15 protein-coding genes and 2 pseudogenes are annotated in these 19,212 nt (G+C 59.8%); 3 read left to right on the top strand and 14 right to left on the bottom strand.

From position 1 onward, the window contains the following. The 13 genes and pseudogenes from IPP88_25330 to IPP88_25270 form a co-directional block, all read right to left on the bottom strand. Window positions 1-1,574 (bottom strand): annotated as a pseudogene (locus tag IPP88_25330) (ABC transporter ATP-binding protein). 126 nt (window positions 1,575-1,700) lie between these two features. After that, window positions 1,701-2,651 (bottom strand): ABC transporter permease, encoded by a 951-nt coding sequence (locus tag IPP88_25325; protein ID MBL0125834.1) that lies wholly within the window; start codon window positions 2,649-2,651, stop codon window positions 1,701-1,703. Window positions 2,652-2,771: 120 nt separating this feature from the next. Continuing rightward, window positions 2,772-3,752, bottom strand: a pseudogene (locus tag IPP88_25320) (ABC transporter permease). Between the two features lie 9 nt (window positions 3,753-3,761). Beyond that, window positions 3,762-4,019, bottom strand: a complete 258-nt coding sequence (locus IPP88_25315) for a hypothetical protein (GenBank protein ID MBL0125833.1) — start codon at window positions 4,017-4,019, stop codon at window positions 3,762-3,764. Window positions 4,020-4,414: 395 nt separating this feature from the next. Then, a complete protein-coding gene (locus IPP88_25310) occupies window positions 4,415-5,239 on the bottom strand; it encodes a hypothetical protein (GenBank protein MBL0125832.1) in 825 nt (274 codons plus the stop codon). Window positions 5,240-5,250: 11 nt separating this feature from the next. Next, a complete protein-coding gene (locus IPP88_25305; protein ID MBL0125831.1) occupies window positions 5,251-5,634 on the bottom strand; it encodes a hypothetical protein in 384 nt (127 codons plus the stop codon). Between the two features lie 523 nt (window positions 5,635-6,157). Further along, on the bottom strand, window positions 6,158-6,475 hold the full coding sequence (locus IPP88_25300; GenBank protein ID MBL0125830.1) for a hypothetical protein: 318 nt from the start codon (window positions 6,473-6,475) through the stop codon (window positions 6,158-6,160). Further along, complete coding sequence (locus IPP88_25295; protein ID MBL0125829.1) at window positions 6,369-7,124, bottom strand: hypothetical protein; 756 nt, start codon at window positions 7,122-7,124, stop codon at window positions 6,369-6,371. Before IPP88_25295 ends, IPP88_25300 begins: the two co-directional genes overlap by 107 nt. A 412-nt stretch (window positions 7,125-7,536) precedes the next feature. Then, entirely contained in the window at window positions 7,537-8,982 is a 1,446-nt protein-coding gene (locus tag IPP88_25290) for a bicyclomycin resistance protein (protein ID MBL0125828.1), read from the bottom strand. 286 nt (window positions 8,983-9,268) lie between these two features. Then, window positions 9,269-9,712: a hypothetical protein gene (locus IPP88_25285; GenBank protein MBL0125827.1), complete on the bottom strand. Its 444-nt coding sequence runs from the start codon at window positions 9,710-9,712 to the stop codon at window positions 9,269-9,271. After that, window positions 9,631-10,155, bottom strand: coding sequence for a hypothetical protein (locus IPP88_25280; protein ID MBL0125826.1), 525 nt, complete (start codon window positions 10,153-10,155; stop codon window positions 9,631-9,633). Before IPP88_25280 ends, IPP88_25285 begins: the two co-directional genes overlap by 82 nt. Beyond that, complete coding sequence (locus tag IPP88_25275; GenBank protein ID MBL0125825.1) at window positions 10,059-10,472, bottom strand: hypothetical protein; 414 nt, start codon at window positions 10,470-10,472, stop codon at window positions 10,059-10,061. Before IPP88_25275 ends, IPP88_25280 begins: the two co-directional genes overlap by 97 nt. Further along, entirely contained in the window at window positions 10,375-11,109 is a 735-nt protein-coding gene (locus tag IPP88_25270; protein MBL0125824.1) for a hypothetical protein, read from the bottom strand. Before IPP88_25270 ends, IPP88_25275 begins: the two co-directional genes overlap by 98 nt. 230 nt (window positions 11,110-11,339) lie before the next feature. Here IPP88_25270 and fabI point away from each other — a divergent pair, with 230 nt between their 5' ends. After that, window positions 11,340-12,128: an enoyl-ACP reductase FabI gene (fabI, locus tag IPP88_25265; GenBank protein MBL0125823.1), complete on the top strand. Its 789-nt coding sequence runs from the start codon at window positions 11,340-11,342 to the stop codon at window positions 12,126-12,128. A 122-nt stretch (window positions 12,129-12,250) separates the two neighbouring features. Further along, window positions 12,251-13,117, top strand: a complete 867-nt coding sequence (locus IPP88_25260) for an SDR family oxidoreductase (protein MBL0125822.1) — start codon at window positions 12,251-12,253, stop codon at window positions 13,115-13,117. A gap of 171 nt (window positions 13,118-13,288) precedes the next feature. On the opposite strand, the gene IPP88_25255 is transcribed toward IPP88_25260, so the two are convergent. After that, window positions 13,289-15,196: a SurA N-terminal domain-containing protein gene (locus IPP88_25255; protein MBL0125821.1), complete on the bottom strand. Its 1,908-nt coding sequence runs from the start codon at window positions 15,194-15,196 to the stop codon at window positions 13,289-13,291. Between the two features lie 374 nt (window positions 15,197-15,570). Here IPP88_25255 and IPP88_25250 point away from each other — a divergent pair, with 374 nt between their 5' ends. Next, the gene (locus IPP88_25250) at window positions 15,571-19,071 is read left to right on the top strand and encodes a hypothetical protein (GenBank protein ID MBL0125820.1); all 3,501 of its coding nucleotides are present in this window, start codon (window positions 15,571-15,573) and stop codon (window positions 19,069-19,071) included. The last annotated feature ends 141 nt before the right edge of the window (window positions 19,072-19,212 follow it).

The following is a 19,212-nucleotide window of genomic DNA, read 5'->3' as shown; positions in this document are numbered from 1 at the left end:
GCCGCCACCGATTCCTGCCATCCTTTGGGGAATCGAGCCCAGCAGCTTCTTGGTGTATTCCTGCTGCGGATTGAGGTAGATGTCGTCGGAATTAGCCACTTCCACCACATCGCCGTCCGACATCACCATCACCTGGTCCGAGATGTACTTCACCACCGCGAGGTCGTGCGAGATGAAGATATAGCTCATCTGGAATTCGTCCTGCAGGTCCTGCAGCAGGTTCAGTACCTGGGCCTGCACCGAGACGTCCAGCGCCGACACCGATTCGTCGCAGATCAGCACATCGGGCTTCATCGTCAGGCAGCGCGCGATGGCGATGCGCTGGCGCTGGCCGCCCGAAAACTCGTGCGGATACTTGTAGAACGACACTTCCGGCATGCCGACCCGTTTCAGCAGCGCCATCGCCATCTGCACCCGCTCCTGCTCGTCCTTGCCGATGCTGTGGATGATCATCGGTTCCATCAGGATCTGGCCGACCGTGAAGCGCGGATTGAGCGACGCATACGGGTTCTGGAACACGATCTGGAATGCGGCGCTTGTACTTCATGAAGTCTTTCTCGACAGCTTGAGCAGGTCGACGCCGTCAAACAGCACTTCGCCGCCGGCGGCGTCATGCAACCGCATCAAGGTCAGGCCGACCGTGGTCTTGCCTGAGCCGGACTCGCCGACCAGCCCCAGCGTCTTGCCGCGGGCCAGCTTGAATGAGGCATCCTTGACCGCCGGCACGTCGCGTTTCTTGAACAGGCCTTCCTTCAGCTGGAAATGCTTGACAGGTTTACTTCCAGGACGATCTGGTCGCCTTCAGCGTAGCCGCGCTTGCGTTGCGCCAGGTGCTCGGCTGCAACCCGGCCGTACCCATGAAATCGTCGATCACCGGCAGTCGCATCGGCCGCTTGCTCACGCTGGGGCGGCACGTCAGCAGCGCCTTGCGTGTACGGGTGCTGTGGCGCCTTCGAAAATGCTGGGCCGGCCCTTTCCTTGATTTCGCCGCTTTGCATCACCACCACGTGGTCGGCGATCTCGCCCACCACCGCGAGGTCGTGGGTGATGAACAGCACCGACATGTGGTGCGTTTCCTGCAGCATGGCGATCAGGTCGAGAATCTGCTTCTGAATGGTCACGTCCAGCGCGGTGGTCGGCTCGTCGGCGATCAGCAGTTTGGGCTCGCAGGCGATCGCCATTGCGATCATCACCCGCTGCTGCTGCCCGCCGGACATTTCGTGCGGATACGAGCGCATGCGCAGCTTCGGATTGGGGATGCCAACTTCGTTCATCAGTTCCTCGGCGCGCTTCCAGGCCTGGCTGTTGCTCATGCCGGTATGCAGGCGCAATACTTCGGCGATCTGATCGCCGCAGGTGAACACCGGATTCAGCGACGTCATCGGTTCCTGGAAGATGACCGAGATTTCCTTGCCGCGGGATGGCCCGCATGCGCGTCGGTTTGCTTGAGCAGGTTGCGCCGTTGAACAGTACTTCGCTGTCGGGGGAAATGATGCCTGCTCGCGTGGCAACAGGCGAACGATCGACATCGCCGACACCGACTTGCCGCTGCCTGATTCGCCCACCAGCGCCACGGTGGAGTTGCGTGGGAACGTCGAATGACGCGCCTTTGACCGCTTCAAAATGGTGCCGCCGTCAAGGCGGAACTTGTACGCTGAGGTTTTTGACTTCGAGGATGTTTTCCATTTGGCGGGCCGCGCTTATTTGATCTTGGGATCGAGCGCATCACGCAGCGAATCGGTCAGCATCGAAAACGCCGTCACCAGTATCGCCATTGAAATACCCGCCGCCGCCAGCTGCCACCACTTGCCGATGACGAGCTCCGACTGCGCCTCGGCCAGCATGGTGCCCCAGGAAACCGAATCGACCGGCACCCCGAGGCCGAGGAAGGACAGGATCACTTCAGCCTTGATGAACTGCACCACGTGCTGCGACAACTGCACCAGGCAGACGTGCGAGACATTGGGCAGGATATGGACGAACATGCGACGCGTGTGGGTTGCGCCGATTGCCTGCGCGGCCTTCACGTATTCGCGCGATGCATGCTTGATGTACTCGGCGCGCACCAGGCGGTAAATGCCGGTCCAGCCGGTGAAGGCCAGGATGAAGATGATGGTATCGAGGCCGCGCTTGAACACGGCGGCAAAGGCCAGGATCAGCAGGATGTAGGGGATGGAGGTGAAGACGTTGTAGAACCATTCCAGCGTGTCGCCGGTCTTCCCGCCCATGTAGCCCGACATGGCGCCCAGCACGGTGCCGATGAATGTAGCCAGCAGCGCTGCCACCAGGCCGACGAAGATCGAGGTCTCGGCGCCCTTTACCGCCTTCTGCAGCACATCGCGGCCCCACTTGTCGCCGCCGAACAGCAGCGTGTCCGCGCGCGGCGTTTCGGTCACCTTGATCTTGGCGGTGCGCTCTTCCCATTCCTTGTAGCGCGGCGCCAGCGGGTCGATGTCCGACAAGTCGACATACGGCACCTTGCTGGCCTCCGGCGAGGCAGTGTTGCTGGCCTCGAGGTTTTCGGCGCCGGCCAGGAAGCCGGGGTTGGCGTACGAGACGCCGACTTCCTTGGACCAGTTCTTTGCCACCAGGCCGGTATACGATCCCGCCATCATCAGCAGGAAGAAAATCACGATCGCCAGCGACACCATACCCACCTTGTCGCGCTTGAGGCGCCGCCAGGCCAGCGTCCACAGTCCGGGTGAGGCCTGATGCAGCGGGCCGCCACGGTGCGGCGGGTTTTCGTCAGAACAGCGCTCATCGCTCGCTCCTTATTTAAACGTGACACGCGGATCGACGGCTTTGTACATCACGTCGACAGCGAGGTTGATGATCATCGTGATCATGGCGAGGTAGACGGTGGCCGCCTTGATCACCGGGAAATCGGAGCGGTTGACCGCCACCAGGATTTCGCGGCCGAGGCCGGGGATGGAGAAGAACGTCTCCAGCAGGAACGAGCCGACAAAGATGCCGGGCAGCGCGATGCCGATGTTGGTCAGGATCGGGATCATGGCATTGCGCAGTACATGTTTCATCATTACCGTGCGTTCGCCTAGCCCCTTGGCCCGCGCGGTGCGGACGTAGTCGTGGTTGATCTCGTCAAGGAAGAAACTGCGATACAGCCGCAGCGCCGGCGCCAGGCCGACGAACACCGCCAGCATGATCGGCAGCGGCGCGTACAGCGTGAGGTTCTTCCAGAAGCTGTCGGTCCAGCCCTGCACCGGGAACATGCCCCATTTGAAGCCGAAGTAGTACTGCGCGACGATGATATAGACCAGGAACGAGATCGACATCGCGACGGTGCAGACCATCATGATGGCGCGGTCGGTGATGGTGCCGCGCACGTAGGCGACGCCGATGGCGAGAATCACGCCGAGCACCGTTTCCAGCACCAGCACCGGCAGCATGATGGTCAGGGTCGGTCCGAGCCGGGTGAGGAAGATTTTGAACCTCCTTTGGTCGCCGGACGCACGAGGGCACGGCCTTGCCCTCGCCTTGTTCGCCCGTGGGTCGGAAAGTCTTGTAGGTACAGGAACCGGTCGCTTCAACGAAATAGCCCAGCTGCACCAGGTAGGGTTGGTCGACGCCGAGCTGCTTGCGGATGTTGTCGATCTGTTCCTGGTTGGAGATCTTGCCGGCCAGCACCAGCGCCGGGTCGCCGCCGACCGCATTGAACAGGAAAAAATCAGCAATACGACCCCCGCCAGCGTGGGGATCATTTGCCATAGTCGTCTTATTACATAGGCTAGCATTCGGCCTCCCTATTTTGAAAACCTTGAACAAGCTATTGCATCGCCGCCCGTTTGGGCCGCGACATCGATATCGAGATAACGGAAACTGGTGTACAGGATCGGGTGTTTCTTGTAGCCCTTCACCCACGGGTAAAGGATATGGCTGAAGATGCGATGCACGCCGAGGCGAACAGGCGCGTAGCTTAGCAGCAGGCGATACATTTCCCGGTAAACCTGATTGCGCTCGGGGCTGTCCGGCAGGGTCAGCGACCGGTCGTAGAGCCGCATCATAGGCCGGCAGCTTGAAACGCGCCTCATTGGATTGGCCGATATTGGGCCCGTAATACAGCTGCAGGAAATTCTGCGCGTCCGGATAGTCGGCGATCCAGGCCGAGCTCGCCATCTGGAACTTGCCCACCCGCTTGTCCTTGAGCATGTCGGCGAATTGGACCGCGATGGTATCGAGCTTGATGCCGACCGCCGTCAGCGATTTCGCCCACAGCTCGGCCAGCTGGCGCTGGTCCTGTGAGCCCGAGTTGTATTTGTAAGTCAGTTGCATCGGCTTGCCGTCCGGCGCCTCGCGGATGCCGTCGCCGTCACGGTCGGTGTAGCCGTACATTTCCAGCAGCGCCTTGGCGCGCGGCAGGTTGTAGTCCAGCCAGGTCGAGGAATTGAATGCCGGGTCAAACCCCACCACCCCCGGCGGCACCGGCGACTGCGCCGGAATCGCCTGCTTGCGGCGGATGATGTCGATCTCCTGCCCCCGGTCGTGCGCCAGCACCATCGCGCGCCGCAGCGCCACCTTGTCCGGGGTCAGGCCTCCCAGCACCGGGTCGTTCATGTTGAACAGGTCGTAGGTGAACTCCATCTGCTCTTCGCGGAATACAGTGGCGCCGCGCCTTGGCGAGATTGGGCGCCAGCTTGCCGTTTGGCAACACCTGTTCGACGAACTCGAATGGTGTTTCCTCGAGGAAGTCGTGTTCGAAATTGATGAAGGCGAGGTAGCGCGGCTGCTCCTGCTCGATCGGGAAAATTTCCACCCGGTCAATCAGCGGCAGCGTCTTGCCGGCCAGCGCCTTGATCGCCTCGCGGTCCCACGGGTCATCGGCATTGGCAAACTCGGTGGACAGAGTATGGCCGCGATAGCCGGGATTTTTCTCCAGCACGATCTTGGAACGGCGGGTCCATTCCTTGAGCAGATAGGGACCGGTGCCGACCGGGTGGCCCATGGTGTCGTCCTTGTAACCTTCGATCACCTCGCGGCTGATCGGCACCACGTTCGGCATCGCCAGGAAATACAGGAAGTTGTAGTCGGGCGAGCGCAGGCGAATCTGCAGCGTGTATTTGTCGAGCACCTTGAGGCCCTCGATCGGTGTGTCGTAATCGAACTTGCCTTCTTTCTTGGCCTTTTCGGCCGCCTCGTCCAGGCCCAGCACCTTGTTCTCGAACAGCCACTCGTACGGCGAGCGATTGGCCGGATCGCGAAAGCGGCGTATGGCGTATTCCATGTCCTTGGCGATCAATTCGCGGCGTTGCCCTTGAACGCCGGATCGTCGGCGAAGTAGATGCCGCGCTTGAAGCGCAGGGTATAGCGGGTGCCGTTTTCCTCCGGCACCGGGATCGACTCGACCAGTTGCGGCGCCAGCTTGACCGGCCTCGCCAGCCAGTCGTAGGTAAGCGGGGACTCGAAAATGTTCTCGATGATGCCGACCGAATAGCGGTCGTAGACCTTCATCGGGTCGAAGCCGGTCTCGGCGGTGCGGAAGGCGTAGCGCAGCGATTTCTTTTCGGTCGCGTCCGCAATCGTGACGGTGTGCCCAGCAATAGCGGACCAGGGCGGCTCGCCCGGCTCGCGATACGCTTCCTGAAAAGGATGCGCGTACAGACGCAACGGATGACGCAAGCTCTTGTATGCGGGAAAAACAAATCGGCGATTATACTCCGCCGACCCCCCCCCCCCCCCCCCCCCCACCCCCCCCTTTCCCCCCCCCCCGGGCGCCAACCCTGCAGCGGCCACCGCTCTAGTGCCACTGTCCCCGCTTGCTTCGTCGATGTCCAGATACAGCCACGGCGCGTTGATGATGGGATGCCGGAATAGCCCACCAGCCAGGGGTGCGAGACCTCATTGCGCAGGCGGTGGATTTGCGGCAACCAGGGCGCGTAGGCCGCCACCAGCCGGTTCATTTCGTTGTAGAGCGCCGTGCGCTCGGGCGAAGCCGGCATCTTCTTGGCACGGTTATACAGCGCATCGAACTGCGCATTGCGGAAATGCGCGTAGTTGGTGCCGCTGCCGGTATTCGGCCCATACAGGTTCTGCAGGAAGTTCTCGGCATCGGGATAATCCGCGCCCCAGGACACCTGCCACATCTGCAATTTGCCGAGCTTGGCCTGCTTGTTCAGGTCCGGCCATTTGGCGACGTTGAAGGTCAACCTGATGCCGATGGCGTCCAGATTTTTTCCACAATCCTGGAAACTGCTTGAAGTGGTATCGGGCTCGAGGCCAGCTCGATCACCAGCGGCATGCCGTCCGGCGTTTCGCGATAGCCATCGCCATCGCGATCGGTGTAGCCGTACAGGTCAAGCAATGCGCGCGCACTCGCTGGGTCGTATGTCAATTGCGCAGTCTTGAACGCCGGATCATAGCCCTGCACGCCAGGCGGCACCGGCGACTCCGCCTTGATCGCGCCGCCGTTGCGAATGATGTTGATGTCCTCGTGATAGTTGTACGCCGTCCGCAATCGCACGGCGCAGCGCGATCTTTTCGGGCGTGACGCCACCGACCACCGGGTGATCGAGATTGAAGTACGTGTATACGAGATCGGGCTCGACATGCCGCTGGCCCCTGATTCCCTGTTTGGCGAGATTCGGCGCCAGCTTGCCGCCGGGAAACGCACTGCCGACAAATTCGACCGGCGTATTGGCGTAATCGGTTTCAGCATTGAGAAACGCCAGCCAGCGCGGTTGCGATTCCTCCACCACGGTCACTTCCACCCGCTGCACCAGCGGCAGTTTCTTGCCTTTCATCTGCTGGGATGCCTGCATGATGGTGTCGGCTCCGGGTTCCGCCTCGTAAAACGCATCGCGGTAGCCGGGGTTCGCCTCCAGCACCATCTTGTGCGAACGCTTCCATTCGGCCAGGCGGAACGGCCCGGTGCCGACCGGGTGGCTGCCCGGGTCCGGCTGGTACTTTTCCACCACCTCGCGCGCCATGGCGCCGGTCTGGGCGGTGGCAAAGATGTAGATGAAGTTGTAATCGGTATCCTTGAGCCGCATACGCAGCGTGTATCGGTCTGGTGTTTCGATGCCGGCGATCGGCTGGTCGTAATCGAACTTGCCGCTTTTCTTGCGCAGCGGCGGCGGCCTCATCGCCACCGATGATCTTGCCTTCGACATACCAGAGCCACGGCGAGCGGTTTTTCGGGTCAAACAGCCGTCTCAGGGTGTAGGCGTAATCATAGGCAGTCAGTTCGCGCTTGGTTGCCGCCGAACGCGGCATGTCGGCGAAAATGGATGCCAGGCTTGATGCGGAAGGTATAGACTTGCCCTCGTCCGTGATCTCCGGCAGCGCGGCGGCCGTATTCGGCACCAGCTTGACCGGCCGGGCCAGAAAATCGTAGGTCAGCAGCGGATCGAAGATCGCTTCGTTGATGGTGTTCGAATACAGATCCGAGGCGACCACCGGATCGAACGTCGTCTCGGCGATCATGAATGCAATGCGTATGGTTTTTGGCACGGTCGCAGCCGCTCGCTGGGAAATGCCCACGAACAGCGCAAGCAGCCGCAAACAGCGCGACGTGCAGCAGCCTCACTTGCCCATCGCCTTTTTCTTCTGCACATCGATATCGATGTATTTCCACACGCTGCGCAAGATCGGATGGCGCTGGTAACCCACCACCCAGGCCTGGGTGAGATCGGTGTCCATGCGATGTGCGCCCAGCCGCCACGGCGCCAGGGTCAGGAATATGCGGTTCATTTCCCGATATACCGCCTGCCGCTCCGGACCAGGCGGCAGCGTCCTCGCCTTTTCGTACAGGCGATCAAAGGTGGCGTTACGGAACCGGGCGTGATTGGCCTGCCCGCTGTTGGGACCGTAGAGCATCACAAAAAACGCATCCGCGTCCGGATAGGCCGCACCCCACGCCAATCGCCAGCTCATGAGTTTCCCCGCACGTGATTCCTTGAGCAGGTCCGGCCATTTGGCTTTCTTGAAGTTGATGCGCAGTCCGACCGCTTCCAGGCTGGACTTCCAGTTTTCGTCGAATTGCCGGTCGCGCATCGTGGGCGACGATGCCATTTCAATGGCCAGCGGTGTGCCGTCGGGATTGTCGCGGAAACCGTCATTGTCGCGATCGACATAACCGTACATGTCCAACAGTGCGCGGGCGCGCGCCGGATCGTAATCGTTGGCCGTGGTGCGGAAATCCTGCTCATAGCCGAAGGCGCCCGGCCCGATCGGGCTGTGCGCCGGTATCGCCTGATGGTTTCGCAGGATGCTGATTTCCTTGTTGTGGTTGTAACTCAGCACGACCGCGCGCCGCAGCGCTATTTTTTCGGGTGTGTAGCCACCGACGACCGGGTTCTCCATGCCGAAATAGGCGTAGGTCACTTCCATCGACGGCGTGCGATTCATCTGCACACCGCGCTTGGCCAGGTCGGCGGCGAGTTTGTTGCCCGGGAAGGCGATGTTGGCGAACTCGGCCGGCACCCGGTCGATGTAATCGTGTTCTTCGTTGCGGAATGCCAACCAGCGCGGCTGGGTTTCTTCCACCACATGAAACTCGATGCGATGAATCAGCGGCAGCTGCTTGCCCTTCAGCTTGTTATAGGTCTCCTGCGCGCGCGCGTCGCCGGCTGGCGGCTCGGCGTCCCAGTATTCCTCGCGGAAATTCGGATTGAATTCAAGCGTGGTTCGTGACGACCGTCGCCAGTCGGTGAGGCGATACGGCCCGGTGCCGACCGGGTGCGCCATGATGTCGTCGCCATATTTCTCCACGACTTCGCGCGCGACGATGGCGGAAACATTGCCCGACGCCAGCTGGTAGAGAAAGTTGTAATCGGACTTGGTGAGCTTGATGCGCAGCGTATAGCGGTCGAGCAGCTGGAAGCCTTCCACCGGCAGGTCGTAATCGAATTTGCCGGTCTCGCGCTGCTTCTGCTTCAGTGTTTCCATGCCGGCGATGGTGCCGTCGATGTAATGCAAGTTAGGCGATTTGGTCTTGACGTCGAACAGGCGCTTGATGGTGTAGGCCAGGTCGGGGTGTAGACCGTGCCGTTTTCGGAAACCTCCGGCATTGCCTCCAGCATATTCGGTTTCAGCTTCAGCGGCCGCGCCAGAAAATCATAGGTCAACGGCGTATCGAAGATATTTGCGAATGACATACGCGGAATACCAGTCCGAGGTTTGCGCCGGGTCAAATCCGGTCTCGGCGATTTCGAAATGCCCAGCGCAGCACTTTGTCCGGGTCGGGCTGATGGGCAAATGCACCGCCCGTGCTGGACAGCGCCACCAGGCAAAGTGCGCGCCGCATGCATGACGGTCAGCGCCCGCCCAGATATTTCTTCTGCTCGGCGAGGTCGATATCAGCGTACTTCCACCAGTTCTGCGTTTGCATGAGCGGCCGGCGAAAGCCGTGCAGGTACGGGTACCACATGTCGGTCATGATGCGGTGCATGTTGAGCTTCCACGGCGCGTAGGCAACGAACAGCTTGGACATCTCCTGATACAGCTTGGTGCGCTCGGGACTGTCGGGCATCCGCTCGGCCTTCTCAAAGGCGGCGTCGTATTCCTTCAGCTGGAAACAGGCGCGATTGCCCTTGTAGCCGCAGTTCGGGCCGTACAGCGATTGCAGCCAGGTATCGGCATCGGGTGCGGATGCCGAGCCGCCAAGGAACCACATCATCAGCTTGCCGGCGTTCGATTCCTTGAGCAGGTCCGGCCATTTGGCTTTGCGAAACTCGATCCGGATGCCGATCTCGTCCATCGAACGCCGCCACAGTTCATCGACGGTGCGGTCTTTTTCGGTCGGCGTCGAATTGCTTTTGAGCACCAGCGGACGAGCCGTCCGGCATTTCGCGGATAGCCATCGCGGTCACGGTCGAGGTAGCCGTGCATATCCAGCAAGGCACGCGCCTTGGCCGGATTGTATTCGCTGGCGCTGGTGCGAAAATTGGGATCGTAACCGGCCACGCCCGGGCTGTACGGCGTATGTGCCGGCAGCGCCAGGCCCTTTTGCACGATGTTGATCTCGTCCTGCGAGCGATAGGCCAGCGAGATGGCCCGCCGCAGCGCGATCTTGTCGGGCGCATAGCCGCCGACGATCGGGTCCTTCATGTTGAAGTACAGGAACGCCAGATCCAGCGCGGGCACCAGCTCCGACTGAATGCCGGCCTTGACCAGGTTGGGCGCCAGCTCCCGGTTGGGCACCGCCTGGTTCGCATATCTTCGGGCATCCGCCACAGCAGGTCGAATTCCTTGTTGATGAACGAGATCCAGCGCGGCTGCCGCTCCTCGATGATCGAAATTTCAAAGCGGCCGATCATCGGCAGGCGGCGGCCTTTCAGTCTTGCCAGGATCGCCTGGCCGGCATTGTCGTCCGCGGCGGGCTCGCCACGAAAATATTCTTCGCGATAGTTCGGGTTCGGTTCAAACACCATCTTTGACGAGCGCTTCCAGGATGTCAGCCGGTAGGCGCCGGTGCCGACCGGATGCGCGCCGATGTCGTCGCCGTACTTCTCGACCACTTCGCGCCACCGCGCAGGCGGTGCGGCAACTGGCCAGTTGGTACATCCAGTTCGGTTTCGGTTCAATCAATTTGATCTGAAGCGTGTAGCGATCCAGCGCGCGCAATCCCTCGAGCGGCGTGTCGTAATCCATCTTGTTTGCCGCGCGCACGCGCTTCAGCAATTCTTCCGAACCGACAATATAGCCCTCCACTTCCGACAAATTCGGCGCGGACAGCTTAGGATCGAACAGGCGCTTGATGCTGTAGACGTAATCCTCGGCCGTTAGCTCGCGCTTCTTGCCGCCGAACACTTCGTGATTGTCGAAATAGATACCCGGCCTGACCCTGAGAGTAAAGGTTCGGTAGTCCGGCGAAATTTCCGGCATCGCCACCAGCGTATTCGGAACAAGTTTGGCGGGCCGGGCCAGATGGTCGTACGCGAGCGGCGCGTCAAACATGCCGTTGTTGACGATATTGGAATAGACGTCGCTGACCTTTTGCGGATCAAAGCTGGTCTCGGCAACCTCAAAGGCGTAACGCAACACTTTGGCGGGATCGGGCCCGTTGTCCGTTGGCTTGTTGCCCTGCCCGGCGGCAAGGATCGGCAATGCCAGACCAGTGCAAAGCAGCAGCTGACACAATTGTTTGAAACGCATATTGCCTCTTGGTCAATCCAACGAAAACATCAAAAAAAGCGCGCTAACTATATCTCAAACACCGCCCGCCCATTGTGTCAGACATTGTCCGGGAAACTCACTCGAAAATGAAGGTAACGCGCGTTAACGCGACGCGGCTGCACGGTGAAACACCTCCGCAATTGTTGCGTAAGCGCCGTGGGGGTCGCGCATAAGGGGTAGGCGCATAAGCGATAGGGGTATCTCAATTCATGGGCTTTCTTGCCAATAAAAAAATCCTGATTACCGGGCTGTTGTCCAACCGGTCAATCGCTTACGGCATCGCCAAGGCCATGAAACGCGAAGGCGCCGAACTCGCCTTCACCTATGCGGGCGAAGGCATCCGCGAACGCGTGGAAAAACTGGCACCCGATTTCGACGGCAAGATCATCTTGCCGTGCGACGTATCCAAAGACGACGAGATCACCAACTGTTTCGCTGAACTCGGCAAGCACTGGGACGGCCTCGACGGATTCGTGCACGCGATCGCCTTTGCGCCGCGCGAAGCGATTGCCGGCGATTTTCTCGATGGACTGTCGCGCGAAAGTTTTCGCATTGCCCACGATATTTCCAGCTACAGCTATGCGGCGATGGCCAAGGCCGCGCTGCCGATGATGGAAGGCCGCAATGCCGCCATCCTGACTTTGTCATACCTCGGTGCGGATCGGGCGGTGCCGCACTACAACACCATGGGGCCCGCCAAGGCGAGCCTCGAGGCCGTGACACGCTATCTGGCCGCCAGCCTCGGCCCGAGGGGCATACGCGCCAATGCGATCTCGGCCGGCCCGATCAAGACGTTAGCGTCCGCCGGCATCAACGGCTTCGGCAAGATGCTGCATTTCTTCGAGGAACAAGCGCCGCTGCGGCGCAACGTGACGCAGGAAGAAGTCGGCAACGTCGCCGCATTCATGATGAGTGATCTGGCAAGCGCGGTGACGGGAGAAATTACGTATGTGGATTGCGGATTTAATGTGATTGCGAGCGGGATGCCGCGGGACTGACGGGATATTGACGATCCGCCAAGAAGCAGGTGTAGATCGCCATCCGGCGCGCTTTTCCGGACACCTTCGGCCTGCGATCCGCGCCAGTACTAGAGTCTTATTATTTTTCACAGGGAGTTCCATTGAAAACCTTTGACCAGAAAGTGGCCGTCATCACCGGCGCCGCGAGCGGCCTCGGACGTGCGTTTGCGGATAAAGCCGCCGCGCTCAACATGAAACTGGTGCTCGCCGATGTGCGCGATGGCCCGTTGCAGCAAACGCTGCAGGAACTGAAGGCACAAGGCGCCACCGCCGTGGCGTTGGCCGGCGACGTTGCAAAATCCGAAGACATCGAAGCCCTCGCAAAACTGGCAATGGATACCTACGGCGCCGTGCATTGCCTGTTCAACAACGCCGGCGTCGGTTCGGGCGGGCTGGTGTGGGAAAGCACCGTGAAGGATTGGGAATGGGTGCTGAACGTAAACCTGTGGGGCGTCATTCACGGCGTTCGCATCTTCACGCCGCTGATGCTGGAAAGCGCCAAAAAAGACCCCGCGTACGAAGGGCATATCGTCAATGTTTCATCGATCGCGGGGCTGATTTCGCCGCATTTGCTCGGCGTGTATAACGTCAGCAAACACGCGGTGGTGGCGCTGTCCGAATCGCTGTATCACGACTTGGCCAAGACCGAGCCGCGCATTCATGCCTCGGTGTTGTGCCCCGGATTCACGCCCACCGGCATTTCAAAATCGCATGTGTCACGGCCGGAAGAAATGAAAAACGCCTCCGCGCCGAGTGCCTCGATGATGGCCGCGCAGGCGATGATCGTGAAGGCGGTCAGCAGCGGAAAACTGACCGCGGCCGATGTAGCCGACGTGACGTTCCAGGCAATCCGCGACAATCAGTTCTATATCCTGACGCACCCGAAATTCATGCCTCTGGTGAAAGCGCGACTGGATGACATTGCTGAATTGCGCAATCCGGGCGATGCGTTTGGGATGAAAGCCTAAGCAACATTCTCGCGCATACCGAAAGTTATCGCCCGACAGCCCGACGCAGGGTGGGCAATTGCAAAATAGTGGCGCAATACTGGCGGGTGCCAGATGCAAATAAAAAGGGCGGCCATGGCCGCCCTTCCCGTTTGCGCGGAACATCGCGCAACTTTTATGACGCGCCGGCAATTACCGGTCCTTCTTCTCCAGTGCATCCTTGCTGATCGACACATCGGATTTCGTCCGCATCTGCGCGAGCATCGACATCATTTCCTGCTGGGAAATGGCTTGCGCGAGGCGCGTGCGCGAGGCTTTGAGCTTGGCTTCATCGGCAATCGGGGCGTCGATCACCTTGGCGACCTGAATGAGGCTGAATCCGCCGGCGGGATTATCGGTACCGGCGAAGGCGGGAAGTGTCTTGGCTTCGAGTTTCATCGCGGCATCGATCACCGGGGGTGGCAGGCCACCCGGATTCGCGCGGCTGACCGCGAGCAGCGACGGCCACTTCAGGTCCGCGACCGGTTTGCCCGCGCGCAGTGCCGCCAGCTTGGCTTCACCATCGGCCTTCGCCAGTTTGCCGGCTTCATCGCGCGTCAGTTTGGCGATGATGGCCTTCTCGACTTCCGCCAATGGCCGCATGCCCGCGGGTTTGTGTTCAAGCATACGTGCCGCGATGAGCGTATTGGATGACGCTTCGATGGCTTCGGTGTTGCGCTTGTTTTTCACGATATCTTCGGAAAACAGCGCGGCGCTCAGCTTCGGGTTATTGAACGGCGGCAATCCGCCCTGCCCCTTCGATACCCACGGGCCTTGCCGGATGGCGAGGCCGGCGACTTCGGCCGCGGCTTTCAGGCTGGACGATTGTTCGTACGCGGCGTTGGTAAATTTTTCGGCGACTTCGGCGAATTTGCGCTGTGCTTTCTGTTTTTTCAGCTCGCCTTCGATTTCCGGCGTGGCTTCCGCGAGCGGCTTGCCTTTTTCCGGGCGGATATCCGTCAGCAGGATGATGTGATAGCCGAAATCGGTCAGGACCGGGCCCATCAATTCGCCCTTCGCCGCCTTGAAGACCGCTTCGTCAAATTGCTTCACCATCATGCCGCGCCCAAAAAAGCCCAGGTCGCCACCGGCAGCGCCGGAGCCCGGGTCCTGCGAATTTTTCTTCGCCAGCTCAGGGAACAGCTTGATGTTCTTTTTCACCTGCGCGAACAGGTCATCCGCCTTGGCTTTGGCTTCTTTCTTCGCCGCATCGGTGGCGGTCGGCGGTGCGTTGATCAGGATGTGGCTGGCCTTACGTTCTTCTTTTTGCACATAGCGGGAACTGTTGGTGTCGTAGAACGCCTTGATTTCATCGGGCGTTACCTGCACCGATGGCGCCAGCGCCTCGATGGACAGCTCCACGTACTCGGGCTTCACTTGTTCGGGAATCGCGTATTCCGCCTGGTGGGTTTCGTAATACGCCTTGGCTTGCTCGGGCGTGACTTTCACCTGCGCGGTGAATTGCTCGGGCGTCACATTGACCATCGCGATTTCACGCGTTTGCTCGGAAGCCAGCAGGTAGCCGGCCACGCTGGTGGCGGGTGTAATGGCGGTGGCGGTAATGCTGTTGGCAAATTGCGCGCGCTCCAGATCCCTGCGCAGTTGCGCTTCGAACATCGGCGCCGTCTGGCCGTTGGCCTTGAGGTACGTTTCATAGCGCGCCGGCACGAACTTGCCATTTTCCTGGAACGACGCTTCGGTGGCGATGCGATCGCGCAATGCGGCATCGCTCACCTTCACGCCGGTGGCCGCGGAGGCCTTGGCAAACAGGCGCTGGTCGATCAACTGATCGAGGATGGATTGGCGCATCTGCGGGTTATCCATGATCGAGGCATCGATGCTCGGCCCGAACTGGCGCTTGAATTGTTCAAGCTGGCCGCGCACCGCCTCGTTGAATTCGGCGCTGCTGATTTTTTCACCGCCAACGGTGGCGACTGCGTCCTGCCCGGCCGAGGGGCGGACGTATGACTCAACGCCCCACAAGGCAAAGGGAACGGTGATAAGCGCCAGGATCAGTTTGGCAATCCATGATTTGGTCGCGTTGCGGATGGTTTCTAACATACGGTTCTAGCCTGACGTTTGCGTGATACACCAGAAAAGCCCGCCAACCGAAGGATCAGCCGGACTTTTTATGAAATTTCGGAGAAACATTAAAGATTTGATTGCGGCGCCCGTATAAAACAGGGTGCGGGCGATTCTTTGCCTGCATCGCTAATTCAGCCCGGCATTTTACATCGATTCGCTGTTTCGCTGCCATTTGCGGATGGAAAACGGGCCAATTTCCCTCTTGTTTGCCCCGCCGCGAAGGGCCGCGAATGTGAGAAGTTCACTATTTTGCGGTGGGGAGTACGGCTAGAATCACCAATCGGCCGTTATGCAGGGCACCAATTCTTCGCAAAGCGGCGCGGCCAACGTCAACACTGCAAAGGTTTCGCATGGACACAACAATCGCCCATCGATGTTTCAGAACGCTGGTGTTGTCGCTGGCAATCCTCACGGGCGCGGGCACCGCTTCCGCCGCCGCATCCTTCATGACGCCCGTGAACGGCACCAAAGCGGTACGTTCGCAATTCGATATCAAGAGCAAACCCGCGCCGGTAATGCTGAGTCGCGCGACGCTCGGCAGCCTCAAAAACGCCGACGAGCTTGAACTCATATTGCCCAACGCCACGCGCCATATGGTCATCTTCGACCGGGTCGAAGATCACGGCGGCGGGATACGTTCTTCGGTGGGTTACCTGAAGGAGCACGGCAAGGACTATCGCGTGATCATCACCACCGGGCCGGGCGGCGCGTTTGGCTCGATTCGTACGCCTGACACCCATTACCGGATCATTCCCGGGTTGGATGGGCAGGATTTATTGGTGGATATGACGGAGGAACAGAAATTCATTCCGTATATCGATCTTGGCGATGATTCACGGCGGGTGCCCGATGACGCCAATTCCGCGACCAAGCATGCGGGTTTGCCGTCAGCGCTTGCGCGCGCGCCGGATCAGGCAGGCGAACCGGTCATTTCCCTCGTCAAGCCATCGCCTCAAAACACCGTCGACTTGATGATCGTGTACACCAATGGGTTGGCGGCCCAATTGGGTTCGGGATTGCTGACGCGCTTGTACAACCTGGTGACTGCGGCGAATACCGCGTACGCCGACAGCGAAGTCGCGATCACGCTGCGGTTGGTCAACGCCACCATGGTGAATTACACCGATGCCGGTGGTAGCGATACCGCGCTCTACGCAATATCCCCGGTTGTCACAAATAGCGTTTTAGGCGGCGTGGGCGTGTTCTCCAATATCGAAACCATCCGCAATGCCAACGGCGCGGATATGGTCGCGTTCCTGCGAAATGGCGGTACCAATAGCGGCAATGGAATCGCGTGGCTCACCACTTCCGGAACGCCCAATGTAAATTACATGTACTCGGTAACCACCGGTTGCACTGCGGGCTGCGATTCGGTCTTAATTCACGAACTCGGTCACAACATGGGCAACGCGCATGATCGCGCGACGGCGGCATATCAAAAGGGCGGCGTCGCCAATCCGCCTGCGGGTGCGTTTTCTTATTCTTTTGGGCATTACTACTGCGAGGGTGGGCTGACGTGCAATCCGAATCTCCCAGCAGCGTCCGGCGGGTGCAGCACACAGCCAGTGTGCGCGACCAGTGTCGTCAACAACATCGGCACCATCATGAGTTACTTCAATCCGGTGACCCTGAAGTTTTCTAATCCAGCTCTCTTATGCGCGCGCGCGGGCGGCGCCTCTCAGCCATGCGGCGTTGCCGGTCAGGAGGACAACGCATTGTCGATGAACAACATGCGCGTCGCAATGGAAAACGTCAAGACGCAGACCATCGCGACACCGCCAGGTGCCGTGCAATTCTCCGCGACGAGTTTTGCTACAACGGAAAATGCAACAACGATAACGGTGTCGGTGCAGCGGGTGGGTGGCTCGGCTGGATCGATCACCGTCAACTATGCAACCCAGGATGGAACTGCGATAGCGGGATCCGATTACACAGCAACCAGCGGAACGTTGACCTGGGCCAATGGTGACACGACGAACAAGACTTTTCTCATCCCCATTGCCAATGATGGAATCGTCGAAGCGGCAGAGGCATTTAGTGTTGTCTTATCAAATCCAGGCGGTTCCCTCGGCGCATTTATTGGTATGCCATCAACGACTATCGTGAACATATTGCCGCCAGAAGCATTTCCGCCGGATTGCCTGACACCGATCGGCTGGACGAGGCCGTTGACAACGCCCTATGGTTGGACCGTGACCTCGGACCGCGCACGCACCGGAGGCTGCAGTCTCAAGTCCGAGCCAATGCCCAATGCCGCATTGCCGGGGCAAGTGAATACAAACAAGGCGCAAATCAGCACGAGCGGGAACTTTCAAGCGGGCACGGTGAGTTTCTATTACAACGTTTCAAGTGAGGCCAATTTTGATTGCCTGCGCTTCCTGATAGATGGATCGCAACAGGCCGCGATGGGAAATTGCACTGGTAATACAGGATTCGGTGCATCGGGAGAAATTTCGATTTGGACTCAGGTTTCCATACCCGTTGGCGCCGGAAATCATACGTTCACTTGGTCGTATGAGAAGGACGAGTCTCTTACCAGCGGATCGGATGCCGCATGGATTGATGATGTGACGTTGCCGGCTTTTGTACCGGTCACTCTGACTGTCGCAAAAGCAGGTGCCGGCAGTGGCACGATAACCGGCACGGGAATTAACTGCGGTCTCGACCGTACGGAGACCGTTCCCGCGGGAACTTTGGTCACTCTCACCGCTTCGCCCGCGGTGGGTTCGAGTTTTTCCGGCTGGTCTGGTGGAGGCTGCACAGGCAATGGCACGTGCATTGTCACCGTGAGCACTGCCACATCGGTAGCGGCGACGTTCACGTTGCAGCAATTCAATCTCAACATCGTGCCGTCTGGTACGGGTACTGGAACAGTGACTTCCACCCCCATCGGCATCAACTGCGGCGTAGCCTGTACATTCCCGTTCAACTTCGGCACGCCGGTCACGCTCACCGCTGCACCATCAGTTGGATCAACCTTTATCGGCTGGAGTGGCGGCGGCTGCAGCGGTACAGGCACTTGCATCGTCACAATTAGCGCGATCACCAACGTGACGGCGACATTCAATATCACCGCAACGGCACCTGGTGCACCAACGATCAACTCCGCAGTTCCCGGCAACGGTCAGGCGACGGTCAGCTTTAGTCCTCCCGCTTCCGACGGCGGCTCGCCTATCACTGGATACACGGTTAGCTGTAGTGGCAATCTTGGCGTCGGTACGATCTCGCCGATCGTAGTCAGTCCGCTTACCAATGGCGTGAGCTATTCCTGCACGGTGACCGCCACAAACATCATCGGGCCTGGCGTCGCGTCAGGCGCGCTTGGCGTGACACCAACCGGTGTCGCCCCACTCGCCCTCAACAGCGTGTGGTCACGCAAGAACCATCCGGTCGCGGGCGTTCAGGAAATCCAGATCGACACCAACGCGCTGATCGGTGGCTTGGTCACCGTTGAGCCGCGCTTGATCGGCGCCGGCCACCAGATCGTGTTCCGATTCAACAACACGGTGAATTCTGTCCTCACGAGCGCGGTGACCACCGGCTCGGCTACGCACACGATCAACGGCAGCGAGGTCGTGGTGACGCTGACCGGTGTTGCGGATAACCAGCGCGTCACGGTATCGCTGGGCAATGTAAACGGCAGCTTGAATTCGCAGGCGTCGATGGGCTTCCTGGTGGGCGACGTGAGCAATTCACGCTCGGTGAATTCGAGCGACATCAGCGCGGTGAAAGCGCATGGCGGGCAGACCATCAGCGGGTCGAATTTCCGTTACGACCTCAATGCCGACGGCGTCTTCAATCAGACGGACATATCGGCAGCGAAGGCGCGATCGGGGCGCGTGATCCCGTAGGTAATGCACGACGTGTGCCTGCGATCGACCGATAAACTCTAGCACTGGCGAGGCTTTCCGGGCTTTTATGGCCTGTATGCAGCGCCAGTGCTTGTGTTTCATTGTCGCCTGTCATCAAAGGCACTCGGCATAGATTGCTCG

The organism is Betaproteobacteria bacterium (genome assembly GCA_016720925.1).
In the GTDB taxonomy this organism is placed as follows: Bacteria; Pseudomonadota; Gammaproteobacteria; order Burkholderiales; family Usitatibacteraceae; genus UKL13-2.
The sequence above is the reverse complement of the archived record's forward strand: the minus strand, read 5'-3'. Positions and strand labels throughout refer to the sequence as shown.